Source organism: Acinetobacter sp. ANC 3781 (genome assembly GCF_004331285.1).
Lineage (GTDB): Bacteria > Pseudomonadota > Gammaproteobacteria > Pseudomonadales > Moraxellaceae > Acinetobacter.
This window is the reverse complement of sequence record NZ_SJOH01000015.1, coordinates 1-24,520: the sequence shown is the minus strand read 5'-3', so window position 1 is coordinate 24,520 and position 24,520 is coordinate 1. Positions and strand designations below refer to the sequence as shown.

Below are 24,520 nucleotides of genomic sequence, written 5' to 3'. Positions count from 1 at the left end.
ATTAAGTATTTGAATGTATGAGTTTCTTAAACTTTAAGCTTAAGTTTTATCTGGGGTGGACTCGTCTTTATCATCATCCAGATCATACGCCATAGTGGATTTTGGCAGCATGAAAGGCCCAAATTCATTGGTTTCATGCAACCATTCACGCCAAATCGCCAGCAACACCGCAAGAATCACCGGACCAATAAACAGGCCCACCAGACCAAAACTGGCAATCCCCCCTAATACCCCGAACATGATCAGCAAGAATGGAATTTGGGTTGCACCCGAAATTACCAGTGGACGAATCACGTTATCTGAAGTACTGACAATACAGACACCCCAGACCATGACTCCAATGGCTTCCATAGTCTGTCCTTGAGAGAACAGCCATAAGGCAACTGAACCGTAAGCAATCGGTGTTCCAAACGGAATCAGTGCCAGGATGAAGGTCACAATGGTCAGTACCATTGGGTTGGGTACGCCGGCAACAAAATAACTTAAACCAGCTAATACTGCTTGCGCTACCGCAGTTAAACCGACGCCATAAACCACAGCACGTGTCGTTTCAGAAATGGTGTCTAAATAATGATGAACCCGTGGGCCAATGATCATTTCCAGCGCCTTGCTGACCTGGTTCAGAATAGTTTGACCATCACGGTAGAAAAAGAACAGCGAAAGTACCGCAAAACACAGCTTAACAATATTTTTGCCAATCTCATTGAGAACGAAACGACCATAATTGAGATGACCCTGAATCCAGATGGATACACTCTGTATAATACTGTTCGGATCAGTATTGATATCCTTTAAGGTTCGGCTGACTTCCTTGCCTATAAACGGTAAATCGCGAATAAATTGCGGAACATTTAAATGACCTGAGAACACCTGTTTTTGCAATTCATAATATAAATTTCGACCTTCATGTTGCAGCATGAAAATACCGAAGGTCAGTGGAATACCGATCAGCAAAATAATCAGACTGATCATGATGGTTGCACTTAGGGTGGCACGTGAACCAGACTTACGATAAATCCATTGATACCAAGGCCAGGTCATATAGGCGATAATGGCTGCCCAAAGTACAGGCACAATAAAGTATTTGAGGACGTTAAAGCTCAAGAAAAGGAGGATGAAAAATAATCCAAATAATAATACTTTTTGTAATGTTGGCGCGTACTGTTGCACTGCATTCACTGATTTGTTTCTAAGGTCCATGCCATCTTAACTGAAAAAAAAGCTCGCGAAAATGAATGCCGAGTAAGTTCTCGTGAATAATCAATAAGCAAACACTGCTTCTGGACGGCAAGCTAGACCCTGTAAGCCCCTAAAACCATTTTGTCGGATCATCGATAATGGCATTTAAAACCGGTTGCCACTGGTTTTGCATGCTTAAATAATTTTTTTGTGTTTTATCAAACACGGTGAGTCCCTGCATAGCCAACTGACTATAAGCAGTGCGTTCAGAAATCCAGGCCACCGGTTGCTGTTCAATTTTATTGAAAAAATCTTGAATCTCTTTCGTGCTGGCACTGTTGGCTTTAACACGATTGGCAAGTAGTAAAATTTGTACTTTGCCTTTACGAATACGCTTGATGTCCTGTAAATGTTTTAAGAAACGGCGCGTGCTGTCGATATCGAAAAATGAAGGTTGTAAGGGCGTAATAATGGCGTGAGCTTCCCCAATCAGTTGTTCTGCATGCTCACCAGAAAGTGCACCCGGCGCATCTATAATCAGATATTCAATATTTTTAGGGGCATCACCAATTGATTTTTCATGTCGCCAGTCCAGGCTTTGAATTGGGGCAGCATTGTCAGGGCGATGTTTGAGCCATTGCAAAGTCGATTTTTGGTTGTCGGCATCTGCCAGTGCAACACGGTAACCTTTTTGTGCTAAAGCCGCAGCCAGACTGATCGCGGTAATGGTTTTACCACATCCACCTTTTTGATTTGCAATTAAGATTGTTTTCATGACCCTGACGATTTTATTCTGCTCCGCCCTAGCATATCATTGTTTGATGCGACGAATATGACACATGACAAAAGTCTTAAAGACCCATGTGGCGGCACTTTTTTGGATTAGGAAAAAATAATGTCCATTTGGATGGCAATGTTGATTGGTGGGTGTATAGGCGTGGTATTAACCACACTAATTTTAAGCAATACCCGAAATGGACGAGTCAAAGCAGAGTATGAACAATATATTGCCGAGCTGGAGTTAGAGCATCAACAGGCTTTAATCCATGCACAAAAGCGTAGTGTAAATACCAGTCGCGCCGTGTTGAAAGGGAAAATGGCAGAGCAAATGGCACCGATTATGCCTGAGTTTCAATACTTGCCCAGTGATGCCAAATTCTTGGGTGATCCGGTCGATTACGTAGTATTTGATGGCTATACCGATTTACGCGATGGTGAAGGGCGAGCTGAGGATATAGAAGTGGTGCTGATTGATATTAAAAGTGGTAGCGCACGACTCACCAAAGGGCAACAAGCGATTGCTCAAGCCATTCGCGATGGCCGGGTTCGTTTTGAAACCATTCGTATCGATTTTGATGATTAATATAGTGTAGCTAAACAGGTTGCCCAGATTCAATCCGGGCAACAATCACTATGCTTTTTCAGCCCGGGCAAAGAACATGCGTCTGCCAATTTTAGGAATCCCGGTGGCATCAAAATAATGCTGTTCTTTAAAGCGAAAATTTGCATCCAGCAGGGCTTGCTCAATATTGCGATTCAGGTGACATCCATCTGCCAGACGTTTTTGCAGCGGAGTCAGCAAATTCTGTAAATGCTTAAGTGTCTTGTTGTCCTGATATTGAACATGCTCAATCAAATGTAAAGTACCAGTCGGTTTGAGTACCCGATGCAGTTCATTTAAAGCTGGGGTTAAATTTTCAATACTGCATAAAGTCCAGGTGCTAACAATGTGTTCGATACTGTTATCTGCAAAAGGCAGCTTTTCTGCACTCGCCTGAACATGCTGCACATGTATCGCACTTTCATGCACACGTTGAATAGCGAGTTGATAAATATCTGGATTCGGTTCGAGTGCGTATAGCGTATCGATGTTTTGATAAAAGGGCAGATTTATCCCGGTTCCAAAACCAATTTCTAACACTTCACCTGAAATCGGTAACAGTAATTCACGACGCTGATCCATCAAGCTTGGCGTTTGCATCACTTGATTAAGCAAATGTGGGAAAATATGTTGCTGATAAAATTTATAAATCATTGATCGCTTAATTTTTCTTTATATCTATTTAGATTAATAGAAATTTCCTTCAATTAATAAGACAAAAAAGTGACTGAATATATCTATATTGTTACCAAGTCCATATGGTGATTTAAGTTTCATGATTTAAGATAAAAATTGAAAATAAAGAAATTCGCTTTGAGGTACACAGATGACTAGACAATTATTATTTAGTGTTTTACTTGCAACTACCATGTTACAAGTAAGCGCCAGCGCATCTGTCGATCATAATATTGCTAAGGGTTTAGCGCCGGTTGCTAAAGACCAATCAATTAAAAAGCTACAATCTTTTAGAGGTGATTTTCGTATTTTAGGCTCAAAAATTTATACCAGCGATGAGCAAGCCAAGTTTTCTCCAATTGATTATGCGGTAAGTTGGGGCTTATTTGCGGAGCCTGAAATTGCACGACATATATCGGTTAATCAGTATGACCGTTACCTGAACTGGAAGATTGACCGTTTACCGGTACCGAAAGAGCAAGCCATGCAGATGGTGTCAAATATGCATATTATTCCGGCAAACCCACAGATTGCCAAACAAATTAAAAATGTAAAACGGGGTGATCTGGTACGTTTAACCGGGGAGCTGGTTGAAATTAAAGATAAAGATTTGGTCTGGACTTCATCTCTAACCCCGACCGATACGGGAGATGGTGCCTGCGAGTTATTTCGCGTCAGTTCAATTGAATGGATTGAAAAAGTAAAAGGTTAATCCTTTTTAAATCGCTTTCTTGTGTACTCGAAAGATTTTTCGAGAATACTCACCTTTTTCTAAGGGGTGAATAACAAGCCCACTTAAGTAAAGTGGGCTTGTTATATTCTAAGACTTATATCAGAAACTTATTTCGCTGTTAAAGCTTGACCTTCGAACTGAATGCCATCCCAACCATTTTGCATAAACTGGCGAATATTCTGGTGATCGGTTGAATCAGGCGTCGCTAATACAGCAGCATAGTGTTCAGCGAATAAACTTAAGGTTTGTGCCTGATCTAAACCATTCAGTTGAGCAAAAGAAAATACTTTGGCACTGCCCTGATTTTCAGTCGCAGCATTGGCTTGTTGCCCATTTTTGAATGCGGTTGGCGCATGGTTATAACGGGCTTCAATATATGCAATCACATCTGCAAATTTCGCTTCGCCTGCTTGAAGTTGTGCCAATAAATCTTGAGCCATAATTTTCTCAATCCATACAAATAGTCAATTTAACCGCCAGACTATAACAATTTTTATGTGTTTTATTCAGCATTATTTCTTTGTAAAAAATACAGATTCATGCAAAAGTATTGTTCAATGAAAACAGGGTTGTGTAGATAAGACATGTTATATACATCCGATATTGGACGAAATAAATGAGCTGGTTATTGGTGGCGATGGGTGGGGCGATTGGCGCAAGTTTGCGTTATAGTGCAGGGGTATTTTTGCTTAAACCGACCAGCGTATTTCCCTGGACCACATGGTGGGTCAATATTTTTGGCTGCCTGCTTGCAGGAATATTCTTTGCTTATAGTCAAAAATTTCCCAGCTTGCAAAATGAAGCACGGCTGTTTTTGATGGTCGGAATTTTAGGTGGCTTCACCACATTTTCCAGTTTTGGTTTGGAAACCTTTCAGTTATTGAAACATGGTCAGACCACACTCGCTTTAGGCTATGTGATCTCAAGTGTCATCATTGGAGTGATGGTTTTGGCATTGGGTTTTTATTTGTTTCAATGGTTATTACACAGCAAATAAAAGCTGAACGTTTTTGATAAAAATACAATAGATAAAAAAAAGAAGCCTAAGTGGAGGAGGAGGCTTAGGCTTCTTAATAATGAAAAAATAACAACATCAGCTTAACTGAATATTAACTTATTGTGTGCGTTTGAAACGCGCAAAACGTTTATTGAAGCTTGCCACACGTCCTTCATTACTGGTTTGACGTTGTTCACCTGTATAAAACGGATGCGATGCACTGGAAATATCTAAAGTTACATAAGGATAATCCTGACCTTGATAACTTTTGGTGTGTTGGCTTTGTAAGGTGCTACCAATAATGAAATAGGCATCCGCATTGGTGTCATGGAACAGGACTTCACGATATTCTGGATGGATATTAGCGCGCATAGTTGACTCCAAAACTATTATTGATTTAATTATGTTATAACATAACTTTCGCTTTGGCAAATAAAACCCAAATCAGAAACTTTATTTGGGTTGTATGAAAGGTTTATTGACGCGGTGGCACCAGTTCATCAAACAGGTCATTGAGATTGTCATGCATTTTTAAATGAATCATATTCCAGTAATGACCTGATACGGTACGATTAACCATCAATGTTTCTGGCGAAGGCTTGAATACATCCCAATATTTCAATGAAGGCTTAAGTAGTTCCATGCCATCATGATGTGCGGAATTTTCTTCAAAATCGTACATGGTGCTAAGGGGGCGCATTAGGACTTCTAACCACTGCCTGTAAAGGTCAGCCGGGAATTTTCCTTGTTCTGAAATGGCATGCAGGGCATCCAGCTGTTGTTCCATTTCCGCAATATTGCCTTCACGGGCAGACTGAATCAAATGCTTAAAGTGCTGTACAGTTTCACCGGATAATACTTTTACACCACCATAATCGTAAATAACCACGGTGCCATCTTCACGAAACGCAAAATTGCCCGGATGCGGGTCGCAATGAAAGCGTTTTAAATAGAAAATCTCTTGCCCAATGGCACGAAATAAACGGCGACCCAGTTCATTACGGGTGTCTTGGGACCAGGTACTTGCAGTTTCAATACTTTCACCCTGCTCCAAGCTCAAGGTTAAAATATGTCGTGAAGAATAGTCTTTATAGACTTGTGGGATAATAATCTTATTGTCCAAAGCTTCATGAAATGTACGCGCCACTTCTAAATTTTGCGCTTCAATTTCATAATTCAGTTCATTGTCTAAACTTTCCTGAATTTCCTTGAACAGTTGATCTTGTAATTTTCGATCAACCTTCAATACACCCATTAAACGTAAAGCCAAACGGACTTGTTTCAGATCGCTTTCGCAGGCTTCATCGACACCCGGATATTGTACTTTAACCACAACTTGTTGCCCATTCGGCAAGAAAGCTTTATGCACTTGGCCAATAGAAGCTGCGGCAAAAGGTTGTTCATCAAAGTGTTTAAAGATTTGATCGAGTGGTTTACCCAACTCTTTTTCGACTTGAGCTTTAATTTCAGCAAAAGGCATTGCAGGGGCCTGGCGCTGTAATTTGCTAATGGCACGCGCGACTTCAGGCGGGAAAATGTCTTTATATTGTGACGCAATTTGTCCCACTTTCATCACTGCACCCTTCATTTCGCCAAGGGTATCTGCAATTTGTAGACCTATATCTTGAAAAAGTTTACTGCGAGAGGCATTTTTTTGTTCTTCATCGGCATTAAAATTTTTGATTGAATTTGAGACGGTTTTAGTTGCAATGCTCGCCGTCATAGTGGCAAGTTTCAGAAAACGACGACCGGGTGTGCTAGCCGTTTTTGCCATGCGATATTCCTCAAGATCATCATAGAAGTGTTTTAATGATCATAGGCGTTAAACTTGATATTGCCTACTTTAAATTGTTAAAAGCTGCATTTTTACTGTGCAATTTTTAAAATTAAAAGTATTTTTTGAAGCTTAAAGAGATGAAGTGGTTATGATTATTTTTTATTCATATTATTATTCATCTCATTCCTTTTTCATGAGAAAAGGAATGAGATCGAGATAGTTAAGCAGTTTTAATTCGGTGATTAATCCGATATAAACGGGTTAATAACAGCACACAGGCAACAGTTAAACCAACAATTAAACCGACCCACACTCCAGCCGCTTTCATTTCTGTAAAGCGTGCCAAGTAAATACCAACAGGCAAGGCAATCACCCAATAAGCGATCATGGTGATCCACATTGGTCCTTTGGTATCTTGCATGCCACGCAGGCAACCTGCTGCACTGACTTGCCATGCATCCATTAACTGATAGGCAATCGCAAATAACAACAGATACATGGCCACTTGTGCCACCTCATAATCTGAAGTGTAAATCGAGACGATTTCAGGCCGGAAGAACCAGATCAGTGCCATGGTGGCAAGCGCTAAAATTGTCCCGGTCAGTAATCCCAGATACTGAACTTTACGCATCGCCTGCCAGTTTTTCTCACCATAATAAGTACCAATACGAATGGTGAGCGCAATTGCGAGCGACATTGGAATCATAAACAATTGCGAGGTCACGGAAATGGCAATCTGATGTGCTGCAACCAAGGTTTCGCCCAAAGGGCTTAAAACTATTGCTGCGGTACTAAAAATACTGACTTCAAAGAAGATGGCTAAACCGATCGGGAAACCGAGCTGTAAAATACGTTTTACCCAGTATGGATCAATTTTTTCCCATGCGGCAAAAACTTGGGTTTTACGGTAAGCTTTATTTTTAAAAACATAAGTGGCCAAAGCAATAAACATCAGCCATTGCAAAATAGCGGTGGCGAATCCACAGCCGGCACTGCCCAGTTCAGGAATCGGGCCTAAGCCATACATAAAAATTAAGTTCAGTGGAATCAGTGCAACCAGTGCAATCAGACTAATGACAGTAACCGGGCGTGGATAGCCCAGTGCTTCAGAGTAACCGCGTAGCGCTGCATACATCGTCACTGCCGGCATACCTAAACCAATGGCATGCAAGAACAAGCTGGCTTTTGGCAGTAACGCTTCAGGTACGCCTAAAATAGGCAACAAAAATGGCATGACTTGTAAAATCAATGCTGCAATGATTCCGAGAATAAATGCGACCCAAAGCGACTGCCGTGCAATGGTGGCAATTTTTTCAGGGGTACGTGCTCCGTTGGCTTCTGCAACCAAAGGGGTGGTCGCAATCATGATGCCACTGAATAACAGCATCACCGGAATCCATAAACCTACACCGACTGCAATGGCAGCAAGGTCAGTTGGGGAGAGATGTCCCGCCATAATGGTATCAATTAAACCCAAACCTGCTTGGGAAAATTGGGTGATTAAAATGGGAATCATCAAATGAAAGAGTTGCTTTAATTCAAAGCGGTTTGTTGTCGTTAAAGCAGTGACATTAGACACAAAAAATACTCATTATTTATTAATAAAGATCATGACCGTTAGCGTTGCAAAGTAAGCAGTACGCCAACGAAAATAACCATACTTCCTAAAAGGCGTTGCCAGTTAATTGGGGTTTTTTCAGTCCCAAACCAGCCAAAATGGTCCAGTAATATCGACATGGCGATTTGCCCAAAAATAACCAGTCCGGTCAGGATGAGAAAACCCAGTTTAGGGACAGCATAAATACTCAAACTGATGGCATAAACGCCTAAAAAACCACCTAACCAAAGAAACCAGGGAATCTGGATTAAAGTTGCAAAATGAGGTTTTTCTGCGGATTGAAAAAAAACCAGTATGGCAAGCACTATTGTACCAACCAAAAAAGATAAAAGGGCAGCTTGCAAGGGAGAATGTAAATATTCACGTAATTGATTATTTAAGGCGTTTTGCAAACTCATCGCAACACCGATACCCATCGCAAGCGGTAACAGAAAAAGTAACTGACTGGATATTTTCATCATATTAAGTATGTATTCTTGTTGAGTTTTTCTCAGTCTAAAACAATCATCCACAGTATTCTTTAGCGTCTTGATGCAGTCATGTTAAAATATATTTCCCGTTTTCTGTTGTTTTGAGCTTATTCCTTGGCTGAATTAAATCCTGCACTTGTTCCATTGTCTTTATATATCCATATGCCTTGGTGTGTGCGTAAATGTCCGTATTGCGACTTTAATTCGCATGCTGTGCCAGACGGGAAACTGTCTTTAGATTTAGAGCAGGAATATTTACAAGCTTTGGTGGCAGACTTTAACACCCAGGTTGAATTTGCCCAAAATCGCAAGATTCATAGTGTTTTTATTGGGGGTGGGACGCCGTCACTGATTTCTGCCAAAGGTTACGTGTGGTTATTCGAGCAACTTAAAAGCATTATTGCCTTTGAAGATGGCTGTGAAATTACCTTGGAAGCCAATCCAGGAACCGTGGAACATGATCCTTTTGCGGAGTATTTAGAAGCAGGGATTAACCGTCTTTCGATAGGAGTACAAAGTTTTAATACGGATCACCTAAAAAAATTAGGTCGTATTCACAGTAATAATGATGCGATTAATGCGATTCATTTAGCCCGTGATGCCGGTTTTGAACGTATCAATGTGGATTTGATGCATGGCTTGCCGGAACAGACGCTAGAGCAAGCTTTAAATGATTTAAAACTGGCGGTGGAAAATGGCGCTACTCATGTATCGTGGTATCAACTCACCATTGAACCGAATACAGTATTTTTCCGCACTCAACCTGTTTTGCCAGTTGAAGATGTGCTGGAAGAGATTCAGGAACAGGGCGAGGCATATTTAAAAGCCAATGGTTTTGTGAATTATGAAGTCTCGGCCTGGCGTAAGGAAAAGCCTTCTGCACATAATCTCAATTACTGGCAATTTGGTGATTATCTGGCAATTGGCGCGGGAGCGCATGGCAAAGTAACACAGCCTGATGGTGTGTATCGTTTTCAAAAGACCCGTTTGCCAAAGGATTATTTGGCTAAAGTTCCCGCTGAGCATCTTCAGTTTAAAAAAATTGAAAATGAAGACATGCCGTTTGAATTTATGATGAATGCCTTACGTTTAAATAATGGCGTAGACGCAAAACTTTATCACGAGCGTACAGGTTTAGACTTGATTACTTTAAATGAACTTTTAAATTCATTACGTGCTAGAAAGCTCATGGTTGAAGATCAAAACCGTTTGTCTTGTACCGAGCAGGGGCATGTGTTTTTAAATTCAGTGCTGGAAGAGTTTCTTTAATAAGATACTGCTCTCTAAGAAAAAATTGGATACACGATAAAGCCCTCGATAACTGTTTGAGGCATGAGATGCATTGCACTGCAAGATTAAAAGCTTAATGTCTCTGCCAGGAACAAAATAATTAGACGGTATTTGACGAGTTTTGCGATGAGAATATTTGAAACATGTTTCAAATATTCATAAGGTGGTTTTGTTCTTGTGCAGCTGCTTTGCTGTTCATGATGAAACTAAAGTAATGAATGAGCTTCAGCTATAGAATTACCTAAAATAAAAGCGTTCACAGCGGAGTCTTACTATTTGTGCATCGTATAAAAGGAGTTCGTTTGTTTCTTTTGAAAAAAGAACTAAAAATTTCCGCCATTCACAAAACTTGTTGTACTTCCTCAATTGAACTATTCTCTCGCAAAAACATTATTTTCAAATTTAGAGTAGCTTGTGAAGGGTATTTACGCGTATCTATTTAATGAAATAAAAATAGTGGATAAAAATCAAAATTTTGACAACTCATAGAGTGTGAATTTGAAGTTCGAAGCTTGATAAAAAGAGTGTCTTAGTGCTCTTTTTTATTAACGATATTTGCGGGTATCTGGGGAAATTTGGAGTGCGAACCATTGTAATGGTGCTTATTTTTTAAAAAAGAAACCTTTGTGATCTTTAATTTATATCTAAATGGCGAGTCGATTGAAAATATTCAGCTTTTACCAATTTTATTTTTTTATGTATTAATTTTCATTCGATAAATACGGCCTAAGAATTGGCCGCTATTGCCTATGGTATATAAAATATAGAGCTGATGGTTTTGACTATCTACCGTTAGGCCTTTTGGCTCCCAATATTGAATGGCAGGATTGGATAAGGTATCAAAATGACCGAGTGTCACATGATCCATTTTTTGAATCAATTTGCCTGTTAGGTTATAAACATAAATTCTTTTAGGCCCTTTATTTTTATTTCCACTTAACAGATACACATATTTTCCATCAGTAGTTAGACCTTGAAATGCAGATTTGTCATGAGTGAAACCTGAATCAATAGGCCATTCATCTTCATACAAGAAACGAATATCGGTTAAGTTTTTTTGGTTAATCAAATCTAATTTAAAAATACGGATGACATTCATTTCATAGTTATTCCCTCGTACCAGCAGATATTTTCCATCGGGGGTGATGGAAGGCATGGTATTGGTCATCTGGTTATATGTTTTATCAAATACCTGAATCACTTGAGTATTGCTGGGTCCTGCATTAGACATATATTGAAATTTGACCATATACCAACTCTTATTCGGAATGGCAGAGCCAGCAGAAGCAAAAATACAATCACTCAGCGGATCGACAGCAATGCCTTGATGACCAAACAGGGCTGAAGGTTTCTGAGCATCTTGTGCAGTCCATAAATTGGAGCTGTGGATTTTAAATCTGTTAATCACGCCTTGTTCAGGAGTGCCCTCGACATGCGTGGTGTACAAAAGCCCGTGCCTATGATCGAGCGCTAAGCCTTGAATAATATGATCATTACCCAGTCCTGTTCTGATCAGGGTAATCGACTGGGCAGTATCACCTAGGTTGGGAGGAGAAGAAGAATCAAAATTTTGTTCAAGATGATGAGTGTTTAGAGGGATAGTTGCACTATATCTCTGATAAAAGCGACTTAGAATCGAAAATATTTTTTTCATCTTCAAGACCAGCGGATTGATTTTTCATTATTCTATGCCTTTGAAAATTGAGCTTGCATTGAGATTATTGTAGCGTATAAAAAAGAGCACCGAAGTGCTCTTTTTTTAATTTAGACTTTACAACTTAGTAGTCAAAGCTGAAGTGTTCAGGTGCTAAAGAAATCATGGTTTTCGATGGATTCACCATGGCTTCGGCATGACCTTGGGTACGAGGTAATAAACGCTCAAAGTAGAAATCGGCCACTTTGATTTTTGCTTTATAGAATTCAGGCGTTTCTGTGCCGTTACCCGCTTCCAATTTCTCAGAAGCAACTGCAGCTTGTTGAGCCCAGTAATATGCCATCATCGCATAACCCGAAAACATCAAGAAATCTGTAGATGCTGAAGAGACGATATCACGATCTTTACGTGCTGCAAGCATAATGCGTACAGTTAAAGCGTTCCATTGTGCACAAATCTTGGTTAAGTCCCATGCAAAACGGCGCATGTATTTGTTACGTGCATGACGACCACAGAAACGTAAAATTTCAGCCGTATAGTCACGAACCACTTTGCCTTTAGAAGAAAGCAGAACTTTACGACCAATCAAGTCGAGCGCCTGAACACCGGTTGTACCTTCATACAGGGTAGCGATACGCGCATCACGGACAATTTGTTCCATGCCATGTTCTTTAATATAACCATGACCACCGAACACTTGCATACCGTGGTTCGCTGCTTCAAGACCGAGTTCAGTCAAGAAACCTTTCAAGATTGGAGTGTAGAAGCCCAGTTTGTCATCATATTCCTCAAACTTTGCTTGGTCGCCTTGAGTCAGCGCATCCGTCATTTTGTCAGCAAGCTGTGCAGCATGATAAATCATGGCACGACCACCTTCAGCAATGGCTTTTTGCGTTAGCAACATACGACGCACGTCAGCATGGTGAATGATTGCATCAGCCACTTGGTCAGGGTCTTTCTTGCCTGATAGCGCACGCATAGACATACGCTCTTTGGCATACGGTAATGCACCCTGAAATGACAATTCTGCATGTGCAATACCTTGAACTGCTGTACCGATACGTGCAGTGTTCATAAAGGTAAACATGGCATGCAAACCTTTGTGCGGTTCACCAATCAGGTAACCTGTCGCAGCATCAAAATTTAAAACAGCAGTTGCAGAAGCACGGATCCCCATTTTGTGTTCAATTGAGCCACAAGTCACAGGGTTACGTTCACCCACTCCACCATCAGCATTCGGGGTAAATTTAGGCACGATAAACAGCGAAATACCGCGCGTACCTGCAGGTGCATCTGGAAGGCGAGCAAGCACAATATGGACAATATTTTCAGTCAGGTCATGTTCACCTGCAGAGATGAAGATTTTTGTCCCGGTAATTTTATAGGTGCCATCTGCTTGTGGTTCAGCTTTGGTTTTGACTTGACCTAAGTCTGTACCACATTGTGGTTCAGTCAAACACATGGTGCCCGACCAGGTTCCCGCAGTTAAATGCGGCATGTAGGTATTTTTTTGTTCTTCAGTACCAAATTGCATGATGGTATTCATACAGCCCATGCTCAAACCTGGATACATGGTGAATGACCAGTTGGCTGTCCCCATCATTTCAGATTTGATCAGGTTAAGCGACATCGGCAAGCCTTGACCACCAAACTCTTCAGGATAAGACAGACCTTGCCAGCCACCTTGTACAAATTGGTCATAGGCTTCTTTAAAGCCTTTTGGGGTTTTAACTTCGCCATTTTCAAAATGACAACCTTCTTCATCACCCGACTGGTTTAAAGGAGAAAGGACGTTTTCACAAAAATCTGCTGCACCTTCAAGAATCATATCTACAGTGTCAGCGTCGGCCAATTCGCCATTAGATAAAGTTTTATAATGTTCTGGGTAATTAAAAACTTCATTCATTAAAAAGCGAATGTCGTGTAAAGGAGCTTTATAAGCTGGCATAGTGTTAATCCTAATTTAGAAATAGTTTTGGATTACGAATCGATAGTTTGATTATTCACATTGTTCATCAAAATACATTGATGGTGGAGCCTTAGAAAAATGTCAGAAAAGCGAATAACAATGAGAATTAAACGGCTTAGAAAATCTTTTTTTGTTAAAGTATAAACTTTGATTTTGATCAAAAATTTACATTGATCAGTATTTAAGTATAAATAACATAAGGTATTTAAAAAGAAATCATGCAAATAAGATATTTAACTTTATGCTTAATGGCCTTAAGCCTAAGTGCTTGTTCACAACATGTCATTAAATCCAATGCTAATACTGGACAGAGCTTAGAGCAAAAAGCCGTTACAGGTTTAAATGCCATGTTTGAAACGTCGGGCTATGATTATCAAGGAAAATTGAATTTTCGGGCAAATTCAGCTTCAAATACGACAAAAACCTCGAAAGTGACTCAACAGGCAGTTGCGCCACAATTAGATCCTATATTACAGCATCAAATTGAACAATATCTTAATGTTCAAAAGGTAGGTTTAAGTCATCAGGAAAAGCAGCATTTATATACTGCCTTGGCAAAAGAACAGCTTCCATATACCGATCGGTCTGCTGCAAAAGAGGGATATGGTAGTAACTTTGATCAGTTTGCTTTGAACTTATTAAGTAATATTCAGTTTAGTTACACTGGTTCAGTGCATTATCGGCAAAAACTAGCCTCTTTAAATTTAGAGGCGAAATATGAAAAACCAACGCTTTTGGTGCATGCCAAAGTCCCGATGGTGGTTGATTTTAATGATTATAAATTCTATATCAATTATTTTTCACTCATGCCTTATTTAGTCAATAAAGATAGTCAGGCAAGTTTTGCCTATATTGATTTTTCGAAATATAAAAATGAAGTCAATCGTGTTGATTTTAAAAAATTGGCAAATTATTTAAAGCAAGTGAATGCACTGTCTTATGTATTGGCTGAACCGAAAGGGATTCAAGCTTTGCCGTTGAATGCCCAAGATAAAAATTTGGCGGTGGTGGAGAAAATTCGTTTAAGCACCACCTTGGAAAGACTCCAGCTGCAAATGGCTTTATATGAACAAGTCAACCGCCCTTATTTTCTGAACTCAGTGGTTGGAATTAAGGCGACAGATGCAGCTGCGGAGCAAGCAGTGACAACTGTAGCAGTACAGGATTCGACCCAGACTCAGTATAAAGCTGTCGCTTTAACAGGGGATGCCAACGATGTACTGAGTCCTGCTAAAGATGAAGCAACTGAATCAAGTTTGCAGTTAAGCCAATTAATCGATATGCATTTTAGTGCTTTAGGGCAAGGTGATACAGCAGAGCCAGCTCAAGCCGCGCAATCACAGTGTTCGACAGAGGGTGGGTCTGAGCACTGTGCTGAAACGGCTGCGGCAGCGGATACGGTTGTAACAGAGCAACGCGAAGATAGGAGCGTAGCGGATGCAGGGCAAACCGCAGATCAAGACGCGGATGAATATTTAAATCAGCAACAGTGTCAAGAATTGATCAGCCAGCCACAGCGTGCCACGATGGGCGCTTTAACCTTCTGTCAGCATAAATATGATTTAAATGCTTTTGCCAGCAAAGACAAAGAAGTCGATCAGCCAAAGTTGATCGATGCACTAAGCAGCTTGAGTCCTATTTTTGAACAATATGCGTCAGATCAATTGATGGATGTCAAAACATTTTCAGGCTTATGGGCGAAGCATCAAGCTGAAATTCAGCAAGTACTGAAAGCCAGTGCACAGCAGATACCACTAGTCATGGATGTCGGACTGGATGATCAAGGGCGCGCTACGCGGGTAGATTATGATATACAAATCGCCAGTAAAAAATATGGCACAGTCAATATTCAGGCCGATTTTAATATTCAGAATTATGGTCAGGCCAGCACAATTGACCGTACTCAATTACGTCAAGCCAAGTCTTTAGCAGAAATCTCTAAAGGGTCGGTAATTGAAAATATGGTTCGTGGTTTTTCTACTGCAGCAGAGGGAAAAGAAACTGAAACGGATATAGCGACAACCGTGAAAAATAAGCTGAGTTTTAATGAACAACTCAAGCAATTGGCAGAAAAAACGTATCAGCAAACCCATTCTTATACACAGACTTATCAGGCGTTGTGGGGAATGCAAATGGCAGCCCAAAATCGTGATTTGCTTAAAAACTACAATGCACAAAGCCTGCAAGAAATTGCACAAGTCTATGCCTATTGGTTTGCCAATGAACACGTTTATAACCCTACAGGTCAAGCGCTGAAACAGATTCAAGCATTGCAGAAGAAACATGATTTAGAACTGGATCAGCAGTTTAATCATGAGTTAGGCGAAGCGGTGTATCAAATCGTCAGCGCTGTGGTTGCAAAGGATGCTGAGGATCAGGCATGGCAGCAACTGGTTAAACAATATAAACAACCCAAAGCCATTTTTGCTCAGCACTATATACAGAACTTTAAACAAGAATACGATGTAGATCAGCCACAACACTTGAAAGCCGTTGCGGATATTTTGGCACAAGCCTACGTGGATTCAACCCAAAATCGTCTGTCTTTAAAGTCGATAGAAAAACTGACTTTAGAACAAGATGGCTATATTGATTTAGAGCTGTATCAAAAAAGCTATACGGTGTTAAAGGAAAAATTACACCCTAAAAAATAAGTATTAAAAAGAACCTCAGATGAGGTTCTTTTTTTGGGACATATTTAAAGAACAGATTTAAAGAAAATCTTTTAGCGCGGGTTTAACTCCATTCCAAATCGAAAAAGACTCAATCGCTTGACCCACCAGCATGCCGTAGCCTTCAGAAGTCGGAATACCTCGGGCTTTGGCCTGATCTAAAAAGCTCGATGGTTTGCCATAGGCCATTTCATAGGCATGTTTAAACTGCAAGGATTCAGGTAAAACCAGAGCATCACCACTTAGGCTGGCAGAAGTGGCATTAATCACAAGATCAAAATTACCTGCTAAATCATCTAAAGAAATCGCAGCAAGTGTGGCTTGAGGAACCGCCACCTTTAAATCGGCAACCAGCTGTTCGGCACGGGCAAGGGTACGATTAGCAATCACGATTTTTTTTACACCTGCCTGAACCAAAGGGTAGACTACACCACGTGTTGCGCCACCCGCACCAATAATTAAAAGGTCAGTATTTTCCAGATTCCAATCCAAGGCTTTAATCGCATCGACCAGGCCCTGACCATCAGTGTTGTCACCATACAGCTTGCCATCTTGCATCCAAAGCGTATTCACCGCTTTGGCAATTTTGGCCCGTTCTGTCAGCACTTGGCATTGTGCAAATGCTTGTTCCTTAAAAGGCACCGTCACATTCATGCCCATACCGCCCTCGGCAAAGAATTCTTTGATATTGGCTTCAAAACCATCTAGAGGGGCAAGACGTTTGCTATATTGCAGGTCAATTCCGGTTTGTTTAGCAAAAGCATGATGAAGTTCTGGTGAACGTGACTGTTCGATTGGATGACCAACCACCGCGAATTGTTTGCTCATTTCACAAGGCCCATGTGCGGAAATGGCATTCAATATACGTGATTTTCAACCCTAGCTAAAGTCGGGAAAAGAAACAAAATCAAAAGTAAAGCATCTATAAAGAGTAAGGGTATAAGCGGAAAAAATTAAAGTGTATTAAAATAATATCAAGGATTACAGATTTCGTGAACCATGTCTTCTAGCCACATTGCTGCGGTAAAGAATAAGGCAAATCCCGCAAATACACTGAATGTAATGGATAAGCTATCAGAAAGCGTATTATCTGAGGATAAGGTAATGGCAATAGAACAGAGAATAAGGGTGAAAATCGACCAAAATAGCATTACCTTATGATTTAAAATTTTATCTAACATTATCTGCTCCCGAAAGCACGATTTTTTAATTGATATATGCTTTTCAATATGTGTGAATAGTAAATTTAATTTCTTAGTCTAAACGATTTTATAAAATCTACAGAGTCTAGTGCTGTAAGGAAATATGTCAGTAGAATTATTATGAATAAAATATGATGAATCTTTTATGACACAAAAATATTGATTTAAAAAGGTTTTATTATTCTAAATTTTTAATTTTAGCTTCGAAGAAAATTATGAATATAAAAAAGTCCCTTTATCCAAAATAGAAAAAGGGATGAAAGTTTTTAAATATATTTAAATTATTGAAGTTCAGTTAACCAGTCCTGTGGTTTTAAATAATAGTCAGTTAAGCGTTTTTCAGCAGAATCTTCATCCCATTCCGGACGATATGACCACGCGGCAAGCGGCGGCATACTGACTAAAATTGATTCAATCCGACCACCGGTTTGCAGACCAAATAAAGTGCCGCGGTCATAAACCAGATTATATTCCACATAACGGCCACGACGGTACAGTTGGAAATCGCGTTGCGCTTTGGTATACGGTTGATTTTGATGGCGCTGGAAAATCGGCAAGATCGCTTCTAAATAACCATTGCCGACAGCTTGAATGTATTTAAAGCAGGTTTCGAAATCCCACTGATTTAAATCATCAAAGAACAATCCACCCACACCACGTTGTTCATCGCGATGTTTTAAGTAGAAATAGTCATCACACCACTTTTTGTGTTCGGTATAAACCGTGTCACCAAATGGCGCACACAGATCATGGGCTTTTTGGTGCCAGTCCAATACATCTTGATCATCTGGATAGAAAGGGGTTAGGTCAAAACCGCCACCAAACCACCATACTGGATCTTGTCCTTCAGGCTCTGCCACAAACAAACGCACGTTGGCATGAGAAGTTGGAACATTCGGGTTCTTTGGATGAATCACCAAAGACACACCCAAAGCTTGTGCTTTTGCCCCGGCAATTTGTGGATGACGTTCTGTTGCCGAAGCCGGTAATTTTGAAATATTGATGTGAGAAAACATCACACCACCTTTTTCAATCACGCTGCCATTTTGTAAAACGCGTGAACGACCACCGCCACCTTCCGGGCGCTCCCAATCATCAATCTCAAATTGAGCAGTGCCACCACTCTCTAATTCTCGTTGTTCCAAGCCAGTACAAATACGGGCTTGCAAGTCGAGGAGAAATTCGCGAACGCGTTGAATATCAGCTGAAGTTGGGTGCTGCATAGATGACCTCTATTGCCTAATTTTAAGGACTGAATACATCAAAACACAAAGTCATAAAAAAAGTAAGGGATTTTTTAACATCTTGTAAAAAATCCCTGAATACTATGATTTATAAAGCTTTATAAAGTGAATTAGAAGTCACCTTTTTTATACATATGCGCCATACGTTCATGTTTGGTTTTTAGATATTCTGCGTTGAAGGGATTTAAGCCGACCGTAAGGGGAACACGATCAACCACATCAATCCCCAGTTCTTCTAATGCGGCAATTTTTGAGGGATTGTTGGTCACCAGTTTGACCTGTTTAACCTTTAAATGATCCAGCATAATGGTACACATGTCATAACGTCGTGCATCTGCAGGCAAATTCAACATGAGATTGGCATCGACGGTATCATGTCCCTGATCTTGCAGGGCATAGGCACGAATTTTGTTGGTCAGTCCAATACCGCGACCTTCTTGACGCAAGTATAAAACCACGCCTTGACCCACTTCGTTTATTAACTTGAGTGTTGCCTGGAGTTGGGGTCCACAATCACATTTCAGTGAAGCAAACGCGTCACCAGTTAAACATTCAGAGTGAATACGAACCAAAACCGGATCAGTCGGTGCAGTATCGAGTCCTTTAGAAATTGCGACATGTTCTTCACCGGTTTGAGGATCTTGAAATACAGTGATTTTAAATTCACCAAAAGTGGTTGGTAATCTTGAAGTTGCGACAAACTCTATAGGCACTGCTTAACCCGTCAAATAGTTCATTAATTGGCTAAAGTATAGCGTAATGCTTGGACATTGGTAGAATTGCTACCCTGAAATTATGCAGAAGATTTTCTTTTTTGTATAAAGCGAACGATAATGGTTGATAAATAGTAAGATTATTCAGGATAATCTCGCTCATGAACAAACACCCAGTGTAGAGATTTTCCTCTAAACTGCATCGCTAGAAATGTGGCTGATTTAAAGGTGATACAATTCGAACATTGTGTAGGCTCGAATAACCCATTTACCTAGCTTAGGATTTGCCAGGCTTTAGAAGGCTTTGCCATTTATGTTGTATACAGAAATACCGACTCATCGCCCTGTAACACCGTTGCTAGATACGATTGACCATCCGCAACAATTAAGATTGCTCGAGCGCAGCCAATTAGAAAAAGTGGCGGATGAGTTGCGTCAGTACATTTTGTATGCAGCAGGACAAAGCGGAGGGCATTTTGGTGCCAATCTGGGCGTGATCGAACTGACGGTGGCTTTGCACTATTGTTTCAATACCCCGCATGACCGTTTAATTTGGGATGTCGGTCATCAGGCCTATCCACATAAAGCCTTAACCGGTCGCCGTGAACAACTTAGCACTATTCGTGCTAAAGACGGTTTAGCGGCTTTTCCTACCCGTGAAGAATCGGTATTTGATACCTTTGGAGTGGGGCATTCCTCAACAGCAATTTCTGCTGGACTGGGTATGACGTTGGCACGTCGATACCAAAAAGACCCGTGTGAAGTGGTGTCCATTATTGGGGATGGCGCGATGACTGCGGGTATGGCTTTTGAAGCCATGAATGATGCAGTGGCCCATAATGCTGATTTAATCGTGGTGCTGAATGACAACGATATGTCGATTTCATGCAGTACCGGTGGTTTTGCCAAGCATCTGGCGGCAATCTGGCAAAGTGGTCAATCGGTTAATATTTCAGAAACAGGCGAGGCTTTTCTCCAGCCGCATCCTGAATGGCTATATAACTCACGTTTACACAGTGCAGCTACGGATGCAGCGGATAACTTATTTAAAGCGATTGGATTTGACTACTTCGGTCCTTTTGACGGTCATGATGTCAAGCAACTGGTACAAGTCTTCGATGCAGTAAAAAAACGTAAAGGTCCGCGTTTAATTCATGTCTATACCAAAAAAGGTAAAGGCTTTGTTCCTGCTGAAGCCGATCAGATTAAATACCATGCCATCAGCAAATTAAATACGGCCTCTTCAAGCAATACAGCACCAAAATATTCCGATGTTTTTGGACAATGGCTGTGTGATGAAGCGGCACAAGATGAACGTTTGCTGGCGATTACACCTGCGATGTGTGAAGGTTCAGGCATGGTACAGTTTGCCAAACAGTTTCCTGAGCGCTTTTTTGATGTTGCAATTGCTGAACAGCATGCAGTCACCTTGGCTGCCGGTATGGCATGTGAAGGTTTAAAACCTGTAGTGGCGATTTACTCGACCTTTCTGCAACGAGGTTATGATCAGCTGGTGCATGATGTCGCTTTACAAAATTTAGATGTGACCTTTGGCATCGATCGTGCCGGTTTGGTCGGTGAAGATGGTCCAACCCATGCCGGTGCTTACGATTATGCCTTTATGCGTACCGTACCGAATATGGTGATCATGGCACCTAAAGATGAAAATGAATGTCGCCAGATGTTGCATACGGGCTATTTATATAATGGTCCTGCTGCAATTCGTTATCCGCGTGGCAATGGCATCGGTGTAGAAATTCAACAACAATTGACTGCTCTGGAAATTGGTAAAGCGGAAATTGTGGCCGGTTTTAATGAACAGCAAGATGAACAGATTAGTATTCTGGCTTTTGGCAGTCGTGTAACTGCGGCAATTGAAGCAGCCCAATCATTGACACAATTGCATGAGGTGGGTGTGCGCGTAGTGAATATGCGTTTTGTTAAACCTTTAGATGAACAGATGATTACAGCACTTGCCAGCACAACCAGTTTATTCGTCACTGTTGAAGAACATGCAGTGATGGCAGGCGCGGGGAGTGCAGTCAATGAATATCTGGCACAAGCCCAAATTGTTAAACCGACTTTGAATCTAGGTTTACCTGATATTTTCATGCACCAGGCTTCACATGCACAAATGTTGCAACAGGCTGGGCTTGATGCAAAAGGCATTGAAAAATCAATTGAATTAGCTTGGCTAAAGCTTGTACAAACCGTTTCATCTTGATTCATTAAATTTTAGCAACATTTTTTCCCTAAAAGCCCGCATATTTGCTAAAATATGCGGGCTTTTATGCATTATTCTTTATCAGTATCTTCAAATTTGTAGTGGGTGTTCAATGGAACCTATGGTGGTTATGGCTGCGCGTGCGGCTCAATTAGTTGGTCAAGAGCTTTTAAAAGCGCATCAAAATCGTCATAAACTCGATCTACAAGTCGAAGAAAAAGGGATTGATGGCCCGGTAACGCGTGTAGACCGTTACTTGGAACAGTTGACTATCGATACTCTACGTAAAAGCTATAAAAACCACAGCTTCCTTGGTGAAGAGTTTGGTATGCAAGAAGGTAAAGGTCACGACGCCGATTGGTGTTGGGTGATCGATCCTTTGGACGGTACTTTAAACTTCATTAACGGTTTTCCACATTTCTGTATCTCAATTGCAGTTCAACATAAAGGCGTAACTCAACACGGCGTTATTTATGACCCTGTGAAAGATGAGCTTTTCTCTGCAAGTCGTGGTCGCGGTGCCATGATGAACCAACGTCGTATTCGCGTAAATATTAAAGACAGCCTGGAAAATACCTTCTTGGCTGTAGGCCATGCTTACCGTAATAAACGTAACGGTGAAGTGGTTTCTTATGCGAAAAACCATTTTGATTCATTATTAAACGTGACTGAAGGCGGCGCACAATTCCGTCGTTCAGGTTCTGCTGCCTTAGACTTGGCTTATGTTGCTGCTGGTCGTCTTGATGGTTACTTCGAACTTGGTTTGAAACCTTGGGATATCGCTGCAGGCGAGTTACTGGTAAAAGAAGCGGGTGGTACTGTAGTGGATGCACGTGGTGGTGCCGATTCTATGGATAATGGTCAAGTCATTGCTTGCTCTATGAAAATGCTTAAACCTCTAATGCAAGCTGTTGTTCCAGCTTGGGGCGAAGCTGCAAAGTAAGACTGCTTGAATCGAGTGATATGACAAAGAAAAAGCTCTCCAAGTGAGGGCTTTTTTATTGCTGGTCAAAGTTTATTTCTATCTTTAATGTTCATTTTAAATACTTTTAAAGTGATTAAGTTAGAAAACGGTATAGCTGATTAGAAGATTTTGCTTGAAAAATAAGCAAAATTGAGTGTTAAAATAGACTGTTACTGAAAAAAACAGTATCTATGCATAATTTAATCGAAAAAAATGATTACTTTTTAAAATGATTCTGTTATTATGCTGCCACGCACTTAAATTTCCGTTCTTTACCTGAACATTATCTTCTAATCATTGTATGCGCGTTCTGTCCATAGAGAGGACATATCCTTCGCGCCCCAATCGCTTAAGCGATTCCTTCAGGTTTGCGGCCGTAATCATATACGTGCGTTATATCCACATCGACGTTATTCGGATCGCTGCTGAATCCTAAATTTTTCAGCTCTATTTGCTGTGCCGCTTTTTGCCGATGTCCATATTGTAATTTATTTAATGGAGCACCCACTTCAGGGTGAACACTCTCTATGAGCAAAACTTTTGCTGATTTTTCCCTCGATGAGACTTTAACACAAGCGATCGAAGGTTTAGGCTTTACTACGCCAACTCCTGTACAAGAACAAGCGATTCCAGCTGCACTTGAAGGTAAAGACCTTCTTGTATCAAGCCAAACAGGTTCTGGTAAAACTGCTGCATTCTTGCTTCCTACCCTAAATGCGCTAGCGAACCAAGATACTTTAGTACCGTTTAAAGACCGCATGAAAGCGGTTACTCAACCGAATATTCTGGTAATTTCACCAACACGTGAATTAGCACAACAAGTATGTCAAGACGCAATCGCGTTTGTACGTCATATGAAAGGTGTGCGTGTTGCTGCGATTATGGGTGGTATGCCTTTTGGTAAACAAATCCAACAATTAAAAGGTGCACAAGTTGTTGTTGCGACTCCAGGTCGTTTACTTGATCTTGTAAACCGTCGTCAAATTAAACTTGACATGGTTGATGCACTAATCGTCGACGAAGCTGACCGTATGCTTGACTTAGGTTTCTCTGAAGACCTAGAAGCGATTGGCGATTTAGCGGCTAACCGTAAACAAACCTTGATGTTCTCTGCAACGTTTGCACCGCGTATTATTACGCTTGCTGAACGCATGATGAATAATCCTATGCGTATTGCGATCGAAACAGGTCACTCTACCAACACTGACATCACTCAAACATTGCATTGGACTGATGGTTTTGAACACAAGAAAAAATTGCTTACTCACTGGTTATCTGATGAATCAGTAGATCAAGCAGTTGTGTTTGCAAGCACTCAAGAAGATACAGACATGTTGGCTGAAGAGCTTGCTGAAGCAGGTCTATCAGTTGTTGCACTTCATGGTGCTATGCCACAGACTGTTCGTAACCGTCGTTTACGCAGCATCCGTGAAGGTCGTGCAAAAATCCTGGTTGCTACAGACGTAGCGGCTCGTGGTCTTGACGTACCAACAATTTCACACGTAATCAACTTCGGTTTACCGATGAAAAATGAAGACTATGTACACCGTATCGGTCGTACAGGTCGTGCTGGTCGTACAGGTAATGCAATTACTTTAGCGACTTACCGTGAACGCGGTAAAATCCGTGCGCTTGAAGACTTTTTGGATGCACGTTTAAACGTGTCTGAAATTGAAGGTCTTGAGCCATCTCCACCTCCTGCACGCGGTGCTCGTGATGGCGGCGGTCGTGGTCGTGATGGCGGTCGTGGCGGGTTTG

23 protein-coding genes are annotated in these 24,520 nt (G+C 40.9%); 8 read left to right on the top strand and 15 right to left on the bottom strand.

Going from position 1 to position 24,520, the window contains the following annotated elements:
* Positions 1 to 39: 39 nt before the first annotated feature.
* The gene (locus E0H89_RS11645) at positions 40 to 1,170 is read right to left on the bottom strand and encodes an AI-2E family transporter (RefSeq protein WP_165494051.1); all 1,131 of its coding nucleotides are present in this window, start codon (positions 1,168 to 1,170) and stop codon (positions 40 to 42) included.
* 139 nt (positions 1,171 to 1,309) lie between these two features.
* The gene (locus tag E0H89_RS11640) at positions 1,310 to 1,954 is read right to left on the bottom strand and encodes a nucleotide-binding protein (RefSeq protein WP_131217271.1); all 645 of its coding nucleotides are present in this window, start codon (positions 1,952 to 1,954) and stop codon (positions 1,310 to 1,312) included.
* A 120-nt stretch (positions 1,955 to 2,074) separates the two neighbouring features.
* On the opposite strand from E0H89_RS11640, the gene E0H89_RS11635 reads away from it, so the two are divergent.
* The gene (locus E0H89_RS11635; RefSeq protein WP_131217268.1) at positions 2,075 to 2,542 is read left to right on the top strand and encodes a Holliday junction resolvase-like protein; all 468 of its coding nucleotides are present in this window, start codon (positions 2,075 to 2,077) and stop codon (positions 2,540 to 2,542) included.
* A 48-nt stretch (positions 2,543 to 2,590) separates the two neighbouring features.
* Here the strand turns inward: E0H89_RS11635 and E0H89_RS11630 are convergent, their stop codons facing one another.
* On the bottom strand, positions 2,591 to 3,214 hold the full coding sequence (locus E0H89_RS11630; RefSeq protein WP_131217266.1) for a class I SAM-dependent methyltransferase: 624 nt from the start codon (positions 3,212 to 3,214) through the stop codon (positions 2,591 to 2,593).
* 172 nt (positions 3,215 to 3,386) lie between these two features.
* On the opposite strand from E0H89_RS11630, the gene E0H89_RS11625 reads away from it, so the two are divergent.
* Positions 3,387 to 3,947 (top strand): hypothetical protein, encoded by a 561-nt coding sequence (locus tag E0H89_RS11625; RefSeq protein WP_131217264.1) that lies wholly within the window; start codon positions 3,387 to 3,389, stop codon positions 3,945 to 3,947.
* 128 nt (positions 3,948 to 4,075) lie between these two features.
* Here the strand turns inward: E0H89_RS11625 and E0H89_RS11620 are convergent, their stop codons facing one another.
* On the bottom strand, positions 4,076 to 4,408 hold the full coding sequence (locus E0H89_RS11620; RefSeq protein ID WP_131217262.1) for a HopJ type III effector protein: 333 nt from the start codon (positions 4,406 to 4,408) through the stop codon (positions 4,076 to 4,078).
* Positions 4,409 to 4,584: 176 nt separating this feature from the next.
* Here E0H89_RS11620 and crcB point away from each other — a divergent pair, with 176 nt between their 5' ends.
* Entirely contained in the window at positions 4,585 to 4,965 is a 381-nt protein-coding gene (gene crcB / locus E0H89_RS11615) for a fluoride efflux transporter CrcB (protein ID WP_131217259.1), read from the top strand.
* 117 nt (positions 4,966 to 5,082) lie between these two features.
* Here crcB and E0H89_RS11610 read toward each other — a convergent pair whose 3' ends face one another.
* The 4 genes from E0H89_RS11610 to E0H89_RS11595 all read right to left on the bottom strand — a co-directional run bounded on the left by E0H89_RS11610 (position 5,083) and on the right by E0H89_RS11595 (position 8,821).
* Positions 5,083 to 5,337 carry a type B 50S ribosomal protein L31 gene (locus E0H89_RS11610; RefSeq protein WP_131217257.1) on the bottom strand — a complete coding sequence of 85 codons (255 nt, stop codon included), beginning with the start codon at positions 5,335 to 5,337 and terminating at the stop codon, positions 5,083 to 5,085.
* A gap of 103 nt (positions 5,338 to 5,440) precedes the next feature.
* Complete coding sequence (locus E0H89_RS11605) at positions 5,441 to 6,739, bottom strand: ABC1 kinase family protein (RefSeq protein ID WP_131217255.1); 1,299 nt, start codon at positions 6,737 to 6,739, stop codon at positions 5,441 to 5,443.
* Positions 6,740 to 6,962: 223 nt separating this feature from the next.
* Positions 6,963 to 8,321 (bottom strand): MATE family efflux transporter, encoded by a 1,359-nt coding sequence (locus tag E0H89_RS11600; protein WP_131217253.1) that lies wholly within the window; start codon positions 8,319 to 8,321, stop codon positions 6,963 to 6,965.
* A gap of 38 nt (positions 8,322 to 8,359) precedes the next feature.
* A complete protein-coding gene (locus E0H89_RS11595; RefSeq protein ID WP_131217250.1) occupies positions 8,360 to 8,821 on the bottom strand; it encodes a DMT family transporter in 462 nt (153 codons plus the stop codon).
* 123 nt (positions 8,822 to 8,944) lie between these two features.
* On the opposite strand from E0H89_RS11595, the gene hemW reads away from it, so the two are divergent.
* Entirely contained in the window at positions 8,945 to 10,099 is a 1,155-nt protein-coding gene (hemW, locus tag E0H89_RS11590; RefSeq protein ID WP_131217248.1) for a radical SAM family heme chaperone HemW, read from the top strand.
* Between the two features lie 715 nt (positions 10,100 to 10,814).
* On the opposite strand, the gene E0H89_RS11585 is transcribed toward hemW, so the two are convergent.
* Both E0H89_RS11585 and E0H89_RS11580 read right to left on the bottom strand, forming a co-directional pair.
* On the bottom strand, positions 10,815 to 11,774 hold the full coding sequence (locus E0H89_RS11585; RefSeq protein WP_131217246.1) for a phage baseplate protein: 960 nt from the start codon (positions 11,772 to 11,774) through the stop codon (positions 10,815 to 10,817).
* A 124-nt stretch (positions 11,775 to 11,898) separates the two neighbouring features.
* Positions 11,899 to 13,722 (bottom strand): acyl-CoA dehydrogenase C-terminal domain-containing protein, encoded by a 1,824-nt coding sequence (locus E0H89_RS11580; protein WP_131217245.1) that lies wholly within the window; start codon positions 13,720 to 13,722, stop codon positions 11,899 to 11,901.
* 239 nt (positions 13,723 to 13,961) lie between these two features.
* Here E0H89_RS11580 and E0H89_RS11575 point away from each other — a divergent pair, with 239 nt between their 5' ends.
* Positions 13,962 to 16,397 (top strand): hypothetical protein, encoded by a 2,436-nt coding sequence (locus tag E0H89_RS11575; protein ID WP_131217243.1) that lies wholly within the window; start codon positions 13,962 to 13,964, stop codon positions 16,395 to 16,397.
* Positions 16,398 to 16,454: 57 nt separating this feature from the next.
* Here E0H89_RS11575 and aroE read toward each other — a convergent pair whose 3' ends face one another.
* From aroE to ribA, 4 genes are all read right to left on the bottom strand, one after another.
* Entirely contained in the window at positions 16,455 to 17,243 is a 789-nt protein-coding gene (gene aroE, locus E0H89_RS11570) for a shikimate dehydrogenase (protein ID WP_131217241.1), read from the bottom strand.
* A 146-nt stretch (positions 17,244 to 17,389) separates the two neighbouring features.
* The gene (locus E0H89_RS11565; RefSeq protein WP_131217239.1) at positions 17,390 to 17,596 is read right to left on the bottom strand and encodes a hypothetical protein; all 207 of its coding nucleotides are present in this window, start codon (positions 17,594 to 17,596) and stop codon (positions 17,390 to 17,392) included.
* Between the two features lie 302 nt (positions 17,597 to 17,898).
* Positions 17,899 to 18,840, bottom strand: a complete 942-nt coding sequence (hemF, locus tag E0H89_RS11560; RefSeq protein WP_131217236.1) for an oxygen-dependent coproporphyrinogen oxidase — start codon at positions 18,838 to 18,840, stop codon at positions 17,899 to 17,901.
* Positions 18,841 to 18,971: 131 nt separating this feature from the next.
* A complete protein-coding gene (gene ribA / locus E0H89_RS11555; protein WP_131217234.1) occupies positions 18,972 to 19,574 on the bottom strand; it encodes a GTP cyclohydrolase II in 603 nt (200 codons plus the stop codon).
* A 313-nt stretch (positions 19,575 to 19,887) separates the two neighbouring features.
* Here ribA and dxs point away from each other — a divergent pair, with 313 nt between their 5' ends.
* Positions 19,888 to 21,798 (top strand): 1-deoxy-D-xylulose-5-phosphate synthase, encoded by a 1,911-nt coding sequence (gene dxs / locus E0H89_RS11550; protein ID WP_131217232.1) that lies wholly within the window; start codon positions 19,888 to 19,890, stop codon positions 21,796 to 21,798.
* Between the two features lie 112 nt (positions 21,799 to 21,910).
* Positions 21,911 to 22,741, top strand: coding sequence for an inositol monophosphatase family protein (locus tag E0H89_RS11545; protein ID WP_131217230.1), 831 nt, complete (start codon positions 21,911 to 21,913; stop codon positions 22,739 to 22,741).
* Between the two features lie 370 nt (positions 22,742 to 23,111).
* Here E0H89_RS11545 and E0H89_RS11540 read toward each other — a convergent pair whose 3' ends face one another.
* The gene (locus E0H89_RS11540) at positions 23,112 to 23,297 is read right to left on the bottom strand and encodes a hypothetical protein (RefSeq protein ID WP_131217228.1); all 186 of its coding nucleotides are present in this window, start codon (positions 23,295 to 23,297) and stop codon (positions 23,112 to 23,114) included.
* On the opposite strand from E0H89_RS11540, the gene E0H89_RS11535 reads away from it, so the two are divergent.
* The coding region (locus E0H89_RS11535; protein WP_131217226.1) for a DEAD/DEAH box helicase at positions 23,290 to 24,520 on the top strand (1,231 nt) is incomplete at its 3' end. The genes E0H89_RS11540 and E0H89_RS11535 overlap by 8 nt on opposite strands.